The sequence below is a fragment of the Pseudomonas sp. GW821-FHT09E12 genome (assembly GCF_059416085.1).
The window spans coordinates 256165-269838 of record NZ_JBWKOM010000002.1 but is presented as its reverse complement, the minus strand read 5'-3'; the positions used below and the strand labels follow the sequence as shown (position 1 = coordinate 269838).

The 13674-nt window shown below is 64.6% G+C and carries 14 protein-coding genes; 6 read left to right on the top strand and 8 right to left on the bottom strand.

Features of this window, described 5'->3' with window-relative positions; genetic code table 11:
• Nucleotides 1–20 precede the first annotated feature (20 nt).
• Nucleotides 21–560 carry a DUF4174 domain-containing protein gene (locus AC07PQ_RS06340; protein ID WP_493185101.1) on the bottom strand — a complete coding sequence of 180 codons (540 nt, stop codon included), beginning with the start codon at nucleotides 558–560 and terminating at the stop codon, nucleotides 21–23.
• Nucleotides 561–1064: 504 nt separating this feature from the next.
• Between AC07PQ_RS06340 and AC07PQ_RS06335 the strand changes: the two genes are divergently transcribed.
• On the top strand, nucleotides 1065–1934 hold the full coding sequence (locus AC07PQ_RS06335) for an isocitrate lyase/PEP mutase family protein (protein ID WP_009043268.1): 870 nt from the start codon (nucleotides 1065–1067) through the stop codon (nucleotides 1932–1934).
• 95 nt (nucleotides 1935–2029) lie between these two features.
• On the opposite strand, the gene AC07PQ_RS06330 is transcribed toward AC07PQ_RS06335, so the two are convergent.
• The 4 genes from AC07PQ_RS06330 to AC07PQ_RS06315 form a co-directional block, all read right to left on the bottom strand.
• Nucleotides 2030–2437 carry a response regulator gene (locus AC07PQ_RS06330; RefSeq protein WP_085530475.1) on the bottom strand — a complete coding sequence of 136 codons (408 nt, stop codon included), beginning with the start codon at nucleotides 2435–2437 and terminating at the stop codon, nucleotides 2030–2032.
• Between the two features lie 82 nt (nucleotides 2438–2519).
• A complete protein-coding gene (locus tag AC07PQ_RS06325; protein ID WP_493185102.1) occupies nucleotides 2520–3590 on the bottom strand; it encodes a hypothetical protein in 1071 nt (356 codons plus the stop codon).
• A 46-nt stretch (nucleotides 3591–3636) separates the two neighbouring features.
• On the bottom strand, nucleotides 3637–4047 hold the full coding sequence (locus AC07PQ_RS06320) for a hypothetical protein (protein WP_493185103.1): 411 nt from the start codon (nucleotides 4045–4047) through the stop codon (nucleotides 3637–3639).
• Nucleotides 4044–6098 carry a C1 family peptidase gene (locus tag AC07PQ_RS06315; RefSeq protein ID WP_493185104.1) on the bottom strand — a complete coding sequence of 685 codons (2055 nt, stop codon included), beginning with the start codon at nucleotides 6096–6098 and terminating at the stop codon, nucleotides 4044–4046. The genes AC07PQ_RS06320 and AC07PQ_RS06315 overlap by 4 nt, the downstream gene beginning before the upstream one ends.
• Nucleotides 6099–6489: 391 nt before the next feature.
• On the opposite strand from AC07PQ_RS06315, the gene ppnN reads away from it, so the two are divergent.
• Both ppnN and AC07PQ_RS06305 read left to right on the top strand, forming a co-directional pair.
• Entirely contained in the window at nucleotides 6490–7863 is a 1374-nt protein-coding gene (ppnN, locus tag AC07PQ_RS06310) for a nucleotide 5'-monophosphate nucleosidase PpnN (protein ID WP_493185105.1), read from the top strand.
• Between the two features lie 168 nt (nucleotides 7864–8031).
• Nucleotides 8032–8349, top strand: a complete 318-nt coding sequence (locus AC07PQ_RS06305; RefSeq protein ID WP_007924983.1) for a DUF2388 domain-containing protein — start codon at nucleotides 8032–8034, stop codon at nucleotides 8347–8349.
• 53 nt (nucleotides 8350–8402) lie between these two features.
• Here the strand turns inward: AC07PQ_RS06305 and AC07PQ_RS06300 are convergent, their stop codons facing one another.
• Nucleotides 8403–9017: an NAD(P)H-dependent oxidoreductase gene (locus tag AC07PQ_RS06300; RefSeq protein WP_007924974.1), complete on the bottom strand. Its 615-nt coding sequence runs from the start codon at nucleotides 9015–9017 to the stop codon at nucleotides 8403–8405.
• A gap of 104 nt (nucleotides 9018–9121) precedes the next feature.
• Between AC07PQ_RS06300 and AC07PQ_RS06295 the strand changes: the two genes are divergently transcribed.
• The gene (locus AC07PQ_RS06295; RefSeq protein ID WP_007924972.1) at nucleotides 9122–9748 is read left to right on the top strand and encodes a TetR/AcrR family transcriptional regulator; all 627 of its coding nucleotides are present in this window, start codon (nucleotides 9122–9124) and stop codon (nucleotides 9746–9748) included.
• Here AC07PQ_RS06295 and AC07PQ_RS06290 read toward each other — a convergent pair.
• Entirely contained in the window at nucleotides 9745–10986 is a 1242-nt protein-coding gene (locus AC07PQ_RS06290; protein ID WP_493185106.1) for an MFS transporter, read from the bottom strand. The genes AC07PQ_RS06295 and AC07PQ_RS06290 overlap by 4 nt on opposite strands.
• A 135-nt stretch (nucleotides 10987–11121) precedes the next feature.
• Complete coding sequence (locus tag AC07PQ_RS06285) at nucleotides 11122–12081, bottom strand: AraC family transcriptional regulator ligand-binding domain-containing protein (RefSeq protein WP_007924965.1); 960 nt, start codon at nucleotides 12079–12081, stop codon at nucleotides 11122–11124.
• Between the two features lie 69 nt (nucleotides 12082–12150).
• Between AC07PQ_RS06285 and AC07PQ_RS06280 the strand changes: the two genes are divergently transcribed.
• Together AC07PQ_RS06280 and AC07PQ_RS06275 are read left to right on the top strand one after the other, a co-directional pair.
• A complete protein-coding gene (locus AC07PQ_RS06280; RefSeq protein ID WP_493185107.1) occupies nucleotides 12151–13005 on the top strand; it encodes a sterol desaturase family protein in 855 nt (284 codons plus the stop codon).
• Nucleotides 13002–13598: an NADPH-dependent FMN reductase gene (locus AC07PQ_RS06275; RefSeq protein ID WP_493185108.1), complete on the top strand. Its 597-nt coding sequence runs from the start codon at nucleotides 13002–13004 to the stop codon at nucleotides 13596–13598. The genes AC07PQ_RS06280 and AC07PQ_RS06275 overlap by 4 nt, the downstream gene beginning before the upstream one ends.
• Nucleotides 13599–13674: the final 76 nt, after the last annotated feature.

Sequence of the window (13674 nt, the reverse complement as noted above, 5' to 3'; positions counted from 1 at the left end):
GGAAACGGTGATGGCCAGACTCAGTCGTCCAGCGGCTTGGGTGGTGCCGCAGGCTTGCCCGATTTGGCGGCCTTGCCGGCGTGGGCTGCCTTGACTTCCGAGACCGGCGCTAACGTCGGCGCAACGGCTTCCTTTTCCGCCGCCGGCAGTTGGTCGATGGTGCTGAAGACTTCCTTGAGTTCGATGGCCCCGGAATGCTCGAGCTTCTTCTCGCCGTCCTTGCCCACCAGGATCACCTTGGTCTGCGCCCCGGCGCCGAGCTTCAGGCTGCGGATCAACGCCATGCTCGATTGCGGGTCCAGGTCCTTGCCGTCACGCTGGCCGATGGTGTTGATCACCGTGTAGAGCACCATGTTGCGTTCGCTGAAGGCCTGGCGGTTGGCCGGCTCGTCGAGGGACTTCTTCAGCGCCACCAGGGTCGGGTCCACGGTGCTGGGAGCGATGACGATCAGTGGGCGCGCCTTACCCTGATCCTGGGCCAGAGGGCCTTCGTTGTCGGCCGCCATTGCGGGGCCGACGACAGCGAGCAGCGTTGCGAGGGTCAATGACCGAATGAACATGCGTCTCTCCTTTGGGTATCCACGTCCTAATGATTGCGCATCAGGGGAAAAGGTCCAGACCCGGACTCAAATTCTGACATTTTATTGAGCCTTTCCCCTGGCTCGAGGCGTTGCGACAAGCGCTGCGTACTCTCGTCCTCGCCGCTACAGATCGACGCTCCCATAAATGCCAGTGATAACCGAACCTTCTTGTTCGGCATGATCGACCCGCCTTGGCGCCCATGACAACCGGCATGGCCTATGCCGTTCTGGCATGGGCCCATACGAATTCGTCATCATTTTCGCCGCGGCGGCGTGATAGCCTTCATCCCGGCCATAACAAGAGCGCCCGCCTGGCTTTTTCCATCCGGTGCGGCGTCACCCGCCGTTTCACACCTGCTTGCTTCGTCTTCATCTGCCCAGGTTTTCGCAGCGCCCCTTCTACACAGGCGCGCTGGACGACCGATTGCATTTTTGACTCGACGCTATCGTCGGCATCTCTTTTACCTCCTTCCGGGAGTTCGTATGTCCAGGCTGTCTCATCAAGATTTACGCCGTAGTTTTCGCGAGTTGATCGCTTCAGACTCCTGCTTTCACACCGCCTCCGTATTCGACCCGATGTCGGCACGGATCGCCGCCGACCTGGGGTTCGAAGTGGGCATTCTCGGCGGCTCCGTCGCCTCGCTGCAGGTGCTGGCCGCGCCTGACTTCGCCCTGATCACCCTGAGCGAATTCGCCGAGCAGGCCACCCGCATCGGCCGCGTCGCCCAGCTGCCAGTGATCGCCGACGCCGACCACGGCTACGGCAACGCCCTCAACGTGATGCGCACCGTGGTCGAACTGGAGCGCGCCGGCGTCGCCGCCCTGACCATCGAAGACACCCTGCTGCCGGCCCAGTTCGGGCGCAAATCCACCGACCTGATCTCGGTCGCCGAAGGCGTGGGCAAGATCCGCGCGGCCCTGGAAGCGCGGGTCGACCCGGAGCTGGCGATCATCGCCCGGACCAACGCGGCGATCCTGCCGATCCAGGAAATCATCAGCCGCACCCAGCAATACGAGCGCGCCGGCGCCGACGGCATCTGCATGGTCGGGATCAAGGATTTCGAGCAGCTGGAGCAGATCTCCGAGCACCTGTCGGTGCCCTTGATGCTGGTGACCTACGGCAACCCGGCGCTGCGCGACGATGCGCGCCTGGCGCAACTGGGCGCGAAGATCATCGTCGACGGCCACGCGGCGTACTTCGCGGCGATCAAGGCCACCTACGACTGCCTGCGCGAACAGCGGCAGATCTTCACCCAGGCCTCGGACCTCAGCGCCACCGAGCTGGCCCACACCTACACCCAGCCCGAGGAGTACATCGTCTGGGCCAAAGAGTTCATGAGCGTCAAAGAGTGAGCCGCTAGCTCACCCTCCCTTGCGATCACCGAGGACCCAAGGTCCTGGGTGGTCGAAAGCCGCTTCGCTCCTCATCTCGCCAGCGCCCCGCCCAACTACCTATTCCCCGCCTTGTTCAACGCCTGGTCGACACTGTCGAGGATCTGCCCGATGGTCCAGGGTTTGCGGATGAACGACACCGGATAGCGGATGCCGGAACTCTGCGGCGTCTCATAACCGGACATCACCAGCACCGGCATTTCCGGCCAGCACTCGCGCACCCGATTGGCCAGGCCCGCGCCGTTCAAGGTGCCCGGCATATTGATATCGGTCAGCAGCAGACGCACCTGGTCCGGGTGGCTTTCCAGGAACTGCAGCGCCTCATCCGCGCGGAGCATGGCCTGGGTGGCGAAGCCCTCGTCCTGCAGGATCTCGCAGAGGAACTCCAGGATCATCGGCTCGTCCTCGACCACTAACAGCAGGCGACAAGGCTGGCCTGGATTGACAGATGAAACTGGGCTCATGTGGATGCCGCTCCCTGACTACGTACACAATCCTGGCGCGATTACGCCATTTAGAGTTATGAGCAGCGCCTGGCCGATAAATTCACTCGGCCTGCCGAGGTGCTGGGCAAGACAGCGCACGCACCGCCGGTTGCGCCGGCGGCAACGGGATCACCGCCAGAGGCGCCGGCAAGACCACCGGGACGCCACGGGCGACGTGGCAGGCAACAGTGTCCAGGAAGGGTTGGAGCTTGAGTCCGGGAAGCGGCTGCGGCCGGTACGGATCGTTGCCGAAGAAGTTTTCCCAGTGGCCGATCAGGACCATCCGCGGTCGAGTGACCGTGAGCAGGCGCCAGGGGTAATCCCGCACCTGAGTCCAGGACGCGGCGCTGAGGATTTCCACGTCGATCCCCTTGCCATCAGCCAGCGTCGGAGGAAAACCCAAGGGTGGCGGCGCGCCGGAATCCTGATAGTGCAGGCGGTACGCCGGGTTCTTGCCCGACTCGTCGAGCAGGTCGATCAGCCAGGCCATCGGCTGCCCCGGTTTCCACTGCCAGATGTAATCCGGTGTGTCCTTGAGGTCGAGGACATAATGCCCGGGAATCAGGTTGATCCCGGCGACATGCCCGGCATGCTGGCTCTGGATCGGCATGGCCCGTATGCGCCCACCGGTGGAATACAGCCAGGTACCAGGCCTCGGCGGCAGCCAGGTGCCATCGCGTTCCTCAAGACGGGCCATGGCCCACTGCGCGTTGACCACCCGCTTCGGGTCGACCATGGTCCGCAGCATGTGCGCCACCGAGGACGAACCATAGACCAGGGCCTTGGGACTATGTTTTTTCATCACCCAGGGGACGTCCAGCAGATGGTCATAATGCCCATGCCCTACCAGCAGCATGCTCACGTCATCGGCGCGTGGCATGTAGAGGTCGATACGCTTGTGGTCGGCCACCACCCGCGCCGGCGGCAGGAAGCCTGAGTTCACGGCCGCCGGATTGCTGAACGACGGCGCCAACAGCACGCCCTCCCCGCGCCAGTGCAGCAGCCAACCGCCCACCCCGAGAAACTGGATCTTCGGTTCGCCGATCACCGTCCGTTCCCGATAGAGCCCCGGCATCCCGCCTTCCGGATCGCGGGCGCAGCCGCCCAGCAGCAACACGACAAGCACCACCACAGCCGATATCACCGTTGCTCCCCCGCTCTGCGCGCCGAGTGCTCTGTTAGCCACCCTGAGTGACATCGATCACCTTGACGTCCATCTTCCCTGAGTTGTTCCAGTAGAAGCCGAGCACGTCGTTGGCACAGAACTGCAAGCGCCCCGGCGGCAGGTCCGACCAGACATCGTCGCCGCGCCCGAGCAGGCGCCAGGGCGACTTGCCCGCCGGGCCCTTGGTCCGCACCAGCAGCGCCATCCAGGCCGCCTCGGGCAAGCGCTTGGCCCTGCCCAGCCGCTCGCGGATTCCACCTGGGTGCGCTAGGCCCTCGGGCTTGGTCGGCGGGTCCGAGGCATCGGCCCACAGGCCTTCCACCAGGAAGCGGTAGCGATGCCCGGCTTCGATTTCGAACGTTGAAGAAACGCAGGATCTCTTGGCCGACACCTCGATGGGACGGTTCTGCGAAGGAATGCTCACAGCTGCCGCCGTCCGATGCTGGTTACCTGATCAATCAGGCGCCGCCGCTGAACCTGCAAGACCTTCGATTGCGAAAGGTCCAACGACTCCTTGAGCCCGTCCTTCCCGAGAATCCGCGCCAGGGTGGCACTCACCGTCTCGTCGTCATCGTCGAATTCGCCATGGTGCCGCGCCCGGCTCGCCCCTTTGTCGCCCATCGGCAGATTATTCGGCGCGCGCACCCAATCGGCATTCGCGACGCTACGAAACAGCTGGGCGAGATCGGGCTCGCTGTTGACGAATTTCTCCATCCCCAGGATCGGTTCGCCATCAGGGTGGATCACCGGAATACGGACCCGTTCCTCGAACGCATCGGACACCAGGTAGAGCAAGGACTTGTTGTAGACATGCGCACAGTTGTCATCGCGCTCAGCCTGGTCGGTCAGGGTGAACAGGCCGAACTTCTCGATGCGCTTGTCCAGGATGGGCGCCAGGTAAGTCTCGCGAAACAGCTTGACGGTGCAGGCCGGCGCCCACAGGTGACAGCTGGCGATCTTCACCTCCAACCCCTTCAACTGGCTGCGCGCCATCGGTCCGCTATTCATCGCACCTTTGGAGACCAGGTACTGCACCATCGGCGCCAGCAGGACGCTACCCGCGCTGTGACCGACGATGTGGATCTCCACCCCCTGGGCGGCCAGGCGCGCCAGGGCCTTGGCCACCACCCGCGCCCCGCCGTTGGCATTGACGGTGGCACGCAAGCCATTTTCCTTCATTTCATCCCACTCGGCCTTGCCGGTCAGCATTCGGGCAACGGGCTCCAGCGCGTCGTCCAGGCGGTCGAGCATGAAGTCCTTGGTCGCGTCCAGCACCCCTTCGGAGCGCCGGCGCCGGGCAGCATCGGCCAGCATATTGCCCAGGGTGCTCCAGTAATCGGTCTTCCAGATGAACGCCAGCGGATAACACTCGGCCTGCAACATGGCCGCGCGGTAGCCAGCCACGGTTTCGATGGCCCCGGCCTGCTCCGCCAGGCCACCGTGGGCATACACCACGATGCGTTTTTTCTTCCAGTCGGCGGTGATGCGCGGGAAGTCCACGGAGAATATTTCTTCCACGCTGGCCACCGTGGTCGCCAGATCGCCGCGCGGGTCGAAGGCACCGTCATTGCCCAGGCTGATGACATGCGGGCGGATATCTCTGAGGGTCTCGCTGGATGATGCCGCCACCGCTCCCTTGGCCTGCGAGCTCGCCTGCAGCGACCCGCGCACGGTGATCGGCGCACCGAGTCGCGCGACCCAAGCATCTGCGCCGTTGGCCAGCCAGTCGTCGTAGCGCAGATGAGCAAAACCCTCGAACCCCCACGTCTCGCCCCAGGAGTTCTGAATCCAGAAACCGTCCTGGTCATAAGCGACTATCGCGAAGGCATGGCCGCCAAGAATGTTCGCCGAGGGCTGGATATGGCCATCCCCGCCAACCACATGCCAGCCCTCATGCACGCTGGCGCTGGCGTACAGCACGCCCACTTCGGCAATCGCCGCATGCATCGCCACGATGTCGGTGTGGTTGACCCGGAAATACGCCCCCAACGGACGCAACGCCGCCTCCCCAGCCAGATCTTCGGTCAGGGTCGTGGCCTCGTTGCTCACCCGCCATTGCGAGGCCGGGCACACACCGTGCTTGTACCAGCCCTTTATCGCCCCGCGACAACTGGAACCCTTATCCGCCTCGCCGGCCCACTCGTCATAACGACGAGCCAGGTCATAGAACATGTGCGGGCTGACGGTGGTTGCATCGGACTGATACTGACGGGTGCGCAACAGGTAATGCGCCACCGTCGCCAGGCCATATCCGGTGCAGGCGTATTCCTGATGCTGGTTGAGCACCGGCACCTTGGCCTTGCGATAGTCGCGGAGCTCGCGGCGTACCGGGACTTCCACCAGGGTCGGGACATACATGGTGTCGCGAAAATCCAGGCCATCGGGCCGCACATTCAAGACCCGGGCAGACGTCGCAGTGGCCTTGCGGGAGGCGGCTTTTGTGTTCACCGGACCGCTGGTCTTGGCAGCTGTCAAAGTGGTCTCTTTCGGCTGTTTTTTCGCAGTCTTTTTCGGTGCTGCAGAAACCTTTTTCCCAGGTTTGTTCTTTTTGTCCGCAGACAGGTTCGATGCCGATGCCATGTTCACACTCTCCTTGTGACGAGACTGGCACTGCCGGCGCCTGGTTGCGCTCCCCAGCCATGTGGGTGACAGAGCTGAGAGTAGTCAACACCGATGTACGCTGCTTTCGCTTCGGACAGCCGGCTGTGAGACAGTAACGCGACGGACACACCAGGTATTGGCAGTCTTATTTGCCTTCGCGTGGTGAAGCCCGGGAGAATGTTTTTCCCGGCGTCCCGCCCGCCGCTCACTATTCTTAAGCCATGGGCCCGCATGGGCCGGTGGTCTCGCTTTCAAGGAATCCAGAATGCATTCAAGACACGTCATCAACGCTTCGGTCAGCCCCAAAGGCAGCCTGGAGACTTTGTCCCAACGTGAAGTGCAACAACTCAGCGAAGCCGGTTCCGGCAGCATCTATGCCCTGTTCCGCCAGTGCGCCCTGGCCATCCTCAACACCGGCGCCCATGTCGATAACGCCAAGACCATCCTCGACGCCTACAAGGATTTCGAAGTCCGCATCCACCAGCAGGACCGCGGCGTGCGCCTGAAACTGCTGAACGCCCCGGCCGATGCCTTCGTCGATGGCGAGATGATCGCCAGCACCCGGGAAATGCTGTTCAGCGCCCTGCGCGACATCGTCTATACCGAAAGCGAACTGGCCAGCCAGCGCATCGACCTGGAAAGCTCCCAGGGCATCACCGACTACGTCTTCCATCTGCTGCGCAACGCCCGCACCCTGCGCCCGGGTGTGGAACCGAAGATGGTAGTGTGCTGGGGCGGCCACTCGATCAGCACCGAGGAATACCAGTACACCAAGAAGGTCGGCCATGAGCTGGGCCTGCGCAAACTGGACGTCTGCACCGGCTGCGGCCCGGGCGTAATGAAGGGCCCGATGAAGGGCGCGACCATCGCCCATGCCAAGCAGCGCATGAGCGGCAGCCGTTACCTGGGCCTCACCGAGCCGGGCATCATCGCCGCCGAGGCGCCGAACCCGATCGTCAACGAACTGGTAATCCTGCCGGACATCGAGAAGCGCCTGGAAGCCTTCGTCCGCGTCGGTCACGGCATCATCATCTTCCCGGGCGGCGCCGGCACCGCCGAGGAGTTCCTGTACCTGCTGGGTATCCTCATGCACCCGGACAACCGCGAGCTGCCGTTCCCGGTGATCCTCACTGGGCCGAAAAGCGCCGCGCCCTACCTGGAGCAACTGCACGCCTTCGTCGGCGCGACCCTGGGCGATGCGGCCCACAGCCTGTACCAGATCATCATCGACGACCCGGCCGAGGTCGCCCGGCAGATGACCGAGGGGCTCAAGGAGGTCAAGCAGTTCCGCCGCGAACGCAACGACGCCTTCCACTTCAACTGGCTGCTGAAAATCGACGAAGGCTTCCAGCGTCCGTTCGACCCGACCCACGCCAACATGGCCAGCCTGCAACTGGACCGCGCACTGCCGTCCCACGAGCTGGCGGCCAACCTGCGTCGCGCGTTCTCCGGCATCGTCGCCGGCAACGTCAAGGACAAGGGCATCCGCCTGATCGAGAAGCACGGCCCGTACGAAATCCACGGCGACACGGCGATCATGCAGCCGCTGGATCACCTGCTCAAATCCTTCGTCCAGCAGCACCGGATGAAACTGCCGGGCGGCGCGGCCTACGTGCCGTGCTACCGGGTCGTCAGCTGACAGCCCAGTGATAGCAGCCCCCGGTGCAATGCCGGGGGCTGCTGGCTGCCCCACAGAAAACGCTCGGCCAGCGGGCACAGCGAGCGCCCGGGGAACTCCCGGGCAGTGCCGCGCATCCTAGATTGTGTAGTACTTCCTTTTCGCTTCACGCTGTCGGAGGACGCCCTCATGCGCCGCCTATTACTCGTTTCTTCGTTGTTGCTCTGTCTGCCCGCAGGTTCAGCCATGGCCCGTGTCGATGCGGGTGATGTCGCCACCTCCGCAGGGGTTTCCGCCTCGCTGTACTCGACCTTCAAGGACGACAAGATGGTGATTCCCGCCCGAGACGACGCCTCCAGCTTCGTCGCCAGCGGTGGCGCCATCCGTGGCGTCTACCTGGAGTCGGTGCTGCAGAAAATCCGCCAGGAAAACCCAGGCCTCAACGCCAGCGATGAAGAACTGGCCAGGGCGATCCTCACTCAACAGGCGCAGCCAGCCGGGCACTGACGGCCGAAGCCGTCCTGCGCTCCGCGACCGGGACGTCGCGGAGCCTTATCCCCTCATCCCGCCTGAACTGCCGCGGCGGCGCTGGCGCGACTGAACAGATCGTGACCGATGGCTCGGGCCGTGCGCAGATGCAGCGCCGGATCCTGGCTTTCCGATTCCAGCAGCAGCTCCGAGGTCAGCACCCGCGCCCCGCAGTAGTCGAAGATCCCATGGTCGATCTGGGTCTTCATCGCCGCCTCGTAGCCGTGGCGCCCGTAGGTGCCGGCATCGGCCCCACCGACGCCGAGCAGATGCACCCGCAGATGCCCGAGTTTCTTCTCAAAGCGATTGGCTTCGAGGTTGAAATCGAATGCCCAGCCGTTGGCGAACACCCGGTCGATCCAGCCCTTGAGCAGCGCCGGCATCGACCACCAATACACCGGATAGACCAGCACCAGCGCATCGGCGCGGTCGATGCGCGCCTGCTCGGCCAGCACGTCGGCCGGGGGCTGTTCCTGCCGGCGGTGGACCGCGTGGTCGGCGACGTTGAAGCGTGGATCGAACGCCTCGGCGAACAGGTCGGCGATCTCGAACGAGTGGGACGGCCCCAGCCCCTCGGCGACCTGGGCCGCCAGGCTGTGGCTGAGGGAGCGGGGATCATGGTGGGCGACAACGATAAGCGCATGCATGGCGAAGACTCCTGCCGATGGAGGCAAATTGGATTGAGGGCGGCAACCAGGCCCTATATACTTTTGGTAAGTTACGAACATCAAGTTACTTTTGGTATATAAGCATGTCAAGCACCCCCTCCGAGGCTTCCCCCCCCCGTCGCCGCCTGTCCCGCGAAGAGCGCCTGCAACAGTTGCTGGAAGTGGCCTGGCAATTGATCGGCGCGGAAGGCACCGAAGCCCTGACCCTGGGCCGCCTCGCCGAACAGGCCGGGGTGACCAAGCCGGTGGTCTATGACCATTTCGTCACCCGCGCAGGATTGCTGGCGGCGCTGTACCAGGACTTCGATGCCCGCCAGACATTGCTGATGGACGCCGCCCTGGACCGCAGCGAAGCGACCCTGGCCAGCCGCGCGGCGGTCATCGCCGGCTCTTACGTCGATTGTGTGTTGACCCAAGGCCGCGAGATCCCCGGGGTGATCGCCGCGCTGGCCAGCTCGCCGGAACTGGCGCGGATCAAGGAGGAGTACGAACTGATCTTCCTGGAAAAATGCCGCGCCGCCCTCGCCCCCTTCGCGGCGCCCGGGACCATAGCCACGGCTGGCCTGCGGGCGATGCTCGGGGCGGCCGAGGCGCTGTCCCATGCCGCGGCCACCGGAGAAATCAGCCGCGAGCAGGCCCGCGATGAGCTGTTCGACACCATTGTCGCCATGGTCGAACGCAGCGCGCAGCGTGGTACCGGCCCGGCTTAACCGGCTTCGCCTGCCACCGCCACGGCAGGTTTCATCGAGCCGAACCACCAGGTGACAAGAGCGCACAGGGCCATGACGCCGCAGGTGCCGACAAACACCGTGCGCATGCCGAAGTGCCCGCCGAGAAAGCCCCCGGCCAGGGGGCCGAGCACCTGACCGACGTACTGGCTGGAGGTCGAGTAGCCGAGCATCCGCCCGGCGATATTTTCCGGCACCGAATGGCGAATGATGCTGGAGATGCAGGGCAACAGCCCGCCCAGGGCCAGCCCCATGAGAAAGCGCAGCAGCACCAGTTGCCAGGGCGCGCTGACCAGCGCCTGGGGAATCAGCAGCAGGGCCGCGGCGGCCAGGCACACAGTCAGCACCCGCCAGTGGCCGATACGGTCGGCCAGCTTGCCCAGCTGCGACGCGGAAATGATGCTGCCCAGGGCCGCGGCGGACATCACCAGCCCCGCCATCAGGGTGACGTTTTCCGCCCGCAGTTCCTGCAGGTACACGGTGATGATCGGCTCGATGGACAGGGTCGCGAACATCAGCAAACAGGCCACCGCGAACATGCTCAGCACCGGCCTCTTGTCCTTCACCGACGCCCAGGAGTTGTCCGGCGCCTGGCCCTTTTGCGTGGCCGGGCGCGGCTCGCGCGGCGCCTCCTGCAACAGGAAGGTGGTGGCCAGGAAGGTCACGAAGATCACCGCCCCGGCGATGAAGAAGGTGTTGCGGATGCCGATCAGCGGCGGCAGCAAGCCACCCACCAGCGGCCCGGCCAGGCTGCCGGCCATGATCCCCGAAGACAGCACGCCCAAGGCCCAGCCGGAGCGCGCCTTGGGGGTTTGCGTGGCGACCAGGATGGTCGCTCCCGAGGCATAGCCGCCCAGCAAGCCCGCCAGCAGGCGCAGCAACACCAACTGCCAGACGTTCTCCGCCAGGCCGATCAGCGACATGGCCACGGCCATGCCGAGGCTGGCGCGGATCAGCATCAGCTTGCGCCCATAGCGGTCACCCAGGCGGCCCCACAAGGGCGCGGTGATCGCCGCCGACAGGAAGGTCGCGCCAAACGCCACGCCGGACCACTGGACGATGGCCGCCGGGTCGCTGACCCCCAGTTGCTCGACGTACAACGGCAGGAACGGCAGCAGCAGGGTCATCGCGACAATGGTGGTGAACGCCCCCAGGGCGCACACCGCGAGGTTGCGCTGCCAGTAGCGTTTGGCGGGAGACAGCGGCTGCGGGGTGGACATCGGGGCGCTCCATCGGTCAGGGACGGGGCCACGCTACAGGCTCGATTTCGATAAATAAAATTCATGTTTTTTATAGAGTGGATTCCTTTAAGGAATCCGCGCAACACCTGCGGTGATGCCGCGAGCCTGATGGATTCAGTCGCGCTTCCAGCGCTTGCGCGCATGCAGGTACGCCGCGAGATCACCGTAACCCAGCTGGGCCGCCACCTGGACGCGGCTCTCGCCGAGAAACTCCAGCTGTTGCTCCAGCTCGGCGCGGACCTGATCGAGCAACTGGCGAAAGGTCATGCCCTGCTCCTCCAGGCGCCGACGCAAGGTGCGCGGGCTCTGGTACAGCGCCTCGGCCTGGTTCTCCAGGCTCGGCACCACGCCACGGGCCAGGCTGTCGCGCATGCAGGCCGCGACCTTGCCGGTCCAGCCGCCCAGTTGCAGGCGCTGGGCCAGGCGGCGGTCCAGTTCGCTGCGCAACAACTCCTGCATGCCGGCGTGACGCGTCAGCAGCGGCAGGCGCAGGGTGGCCTGGTCGTAGTACAGGCAGTTGTGCAGGCAGTCGAATTCGAGGTTGTCGCCGAACCACTGGCGGTATTGCGCGTGGTACGCCGGGCGCGGATGGCTGAAGCAGGCGCGCACCGGTTGCACGGGTTGCCCGGTGCTTTGCCGCATCTGGGTCAGGGCCATGACGCAGTAATGCTCGACCACGTAGCGGGTCAGCCCGGCAGGCGCGTCGATGCACAGTTCGACGCCGAGCAGATCGCCGTCGCTGACCAGCTTCAGGCTGTCCATGTCCGAGGCCAGCGCGGCGTAGTCGGCCCAGCATTGCATGGCGCCGCGCACGTCCGGGCAGTACAGGCAGATGTAGGCCAGTACGTGCAGGTCCTGGGGGGTGAATTCGCCGAACAGGTGCAGGCCGATGGCCGGGTCGCGCTCCGCCGCCAGCCGCCACAACTGTTCCAGTTCCAGCAGGTTGTAATCCTGGCGGTCGCCGCGGGTCTGGCGCTGCAGGACCCGTTCCAGCACCCGGCCGAGCTGGCCCCGGTGAAAACGGCGGACCGGTTGATTGGCCTCTTCGCCAGTGTTTTTGTCCAGTTCGCGCATAGGGTCCGGGCGGCTCTTGGTTTCTTATTGTTCGGGCAATGCCCATGTCGGGCCTGACTCGAGATTGCCATGAATACAACAATGCTCGCCAACAATCCAATCCTGGTCGTGGCCGGGATTTTCCTCGGTTTCATCCTCCTGGAAATCGCCTGTACCTGCTTTCGCCAGCCCAAGGGCCAGCGCCGCGATGTGCTGATCGAGATCATCGGTTCCTCGCTGTTGCTGGGCCTCACCTTCCCCCTGGTGATGTTCCTCAGCACCCTGCTGCTCGACACCTTCGCGCCGTCCCTGAAGAACAGCCTGGGCGACCTGCACTGGGTGGCGGGCGCGGCGCTGTTCCTGTTGCTCGATGACATGACCCAGTACTGGTGGCATCGCCTGACCCACCGCCTGCCGTTCCTCTACGCGCTGCACCGCGCGCACCATTCGGCGCCGTACATGAGCATCCGCATCGTCTACCGCAACAACAGCTTCTATTACCTGCTGATGCCGGGCATCTGGCTCTCCGGCGCGCTCATCTACCTGGGCCTGGCGCCGGTCTACTACGGCTACCTGATCGTCAAGATGACGGTGATCTTCGCCGCCCACAGCAGCGTCGCCTGGGACGACAGGCTCTATCGCATCCCCGCCCTGCGCCCGCTGATGTGGCTGCTGGAGCGGACCATCTCGACCCCTTCCACCCACTCCGCCCACCACGGCCTCAACGCCCATGACGGGGTGACCCACTACAAAGGCAATTTCGGCAATCTGCTGTTCTTCTGGGACGTGCTGTTCGGCACCGCGAAAATCACTCGCCGCCGGCCCACCGCCTATGGCATCGAAGACCTGCGCCCCATCAGTTGGCAGCAGGAACTGTTCTGGCCGCTGGTGCGTTCGCCCAAACCCGCAGCGCGTCCCGAAGCCAAGCAGGAGGTGGCGCAATGAGCCTGCATATCGCACTGCTCGCCGGCTCCAGCCAAGTCAGCAGCCAGTCGGCCAAGGTCGCCCATTACCTGGGCCAACGCCTGCAACAGCTGAAACTCTGCGAGCAGGTCACGCTGCTCGACCTCGGGCGCTCGCCCTTGCCGCTCTGGCCAAGCCCGGACTCGAACAGCGCCTGGAGCCAGTACTCGGCCACCTTGCTGCAGGCCGACGCGCTGGTGGTGGTGACGCCGGAGTGGAACGGCATGGCCTGCCCGGCCATCAAGAATTTCTTCGTGTATGCCGGCCACACCGAGCTGGGGCACAAGCCGGCGTTGCTGGTCGGGGTCTCGGCCGGCCTCGGTGGTGCCTACCCGCTCGCCGAGCTGCGGGCCTCCAGCTACAAGAACTGCCGGATCTGCTACCTGCCGGAACAGCTGATCGTTCGCCAGGTGGAAGGCGTATTCAATGCGCATTCCGAGCCCACGCCTGAAGAACGCCACCTGCGTGCCCGCGCCGACTGGAGCCTGGAAGTCCTGGCCGAATACGCCGGCGCGCTGAAGCACCTGCGCTCGCGCATCGATATCCGCGCCGTGCCCTTCGCCAACGGAATGTAGCCACGCAATACAGGAAGTGAACGCTCCGGGGAGGCACCCTGCCTCCCCGGCGCCGTGAAGGAATTCGCTTTCGCCA

Excerpts from the sequence above, each read along its gene's own strand:
- AC07PQ_RS06300 (WP_007924974.1), bottom strand. The coding sequence starts at position 9,017 with ATGCATGCGCTTATCGTTGTCGCCCACCATGATCCCCGCTCCCTCAGC.
- AC07PQ_RS06295 (WP_007924972.1), top strand. The coding sequence starts at position 9,122 with ATGTCAAGCACCCCCTCCGAGGCTTCCCCCCCCCGTCGCCGCCTGTCC.
- AC07PQ_RS06275 (WP_493185108.1), top strand. The coding sequence starts at position 13,002 with ATGAGCCTGCATATCGCACTGCTCGCCGGCTCCAGCCAAGTCAGCAGC.
- AC07PQ_RS06280 (WP_493185107.1), top strand. The coding sequence starts at position 12,151 with ATGAATACAACAATGCTCGCCAACAATCCAATCCTGGTCGTGGCCGGG.
- AC07PQ_RS06290 (WP_493185106.1), bottom strand. The coding sequence starts at position 10,986 with ATGTCCACCCCGCAGCCGCTGTCTCCCGCCAAACGCTACTGGCAGCGC.
- AC07PQ_RS06330 (WP_085530475.1), bottom strand. The coding sequence starts at position 2,437 with ATGAGCCCAGTTTCATCTGTCAATCCAGGCCAGCCTTGTCGCCTGCTG.
- AC07PQ_RS06340 (WP_493185101.1), bottom strand. The coding sequence starts at position 560 with ATGTTCATTCGGTCATTGACCCTCGCAACGCTGCTCGCTGTCGTCGGC.
- AC07PQ_RS06285 (WP_007924965.1), bottom strand. The coding sequence starts at position 12,081 with ATGCGCGAACTGGACAAAAACACTGGCGAAGAGGCCAATCAACCGGTC.
- ppnN (WP_493185105.1), top strand. The coding sequence starts at position 6,490 with ATGCATTCAAGACACGTCATCAACGCTTCGGTCAGCCCCAAAGGCAGC.
- AC07PQ_RS06305 (WP_007924983.1), top strand. The coding sequence starts at position 8,032 with ATGCGCCGCCTATTACTCGTTTCTTCGTTGTTGCTCTGTCTGCCCGCA.
- AC07PQ_RS06335 (WP_009043268.1), top strand. The coding sequence starts at position 1,065 with ATGTCCAGGCTGTCTCATCAAGATTTACGCCGTAGTTTTCGCGAGTTG.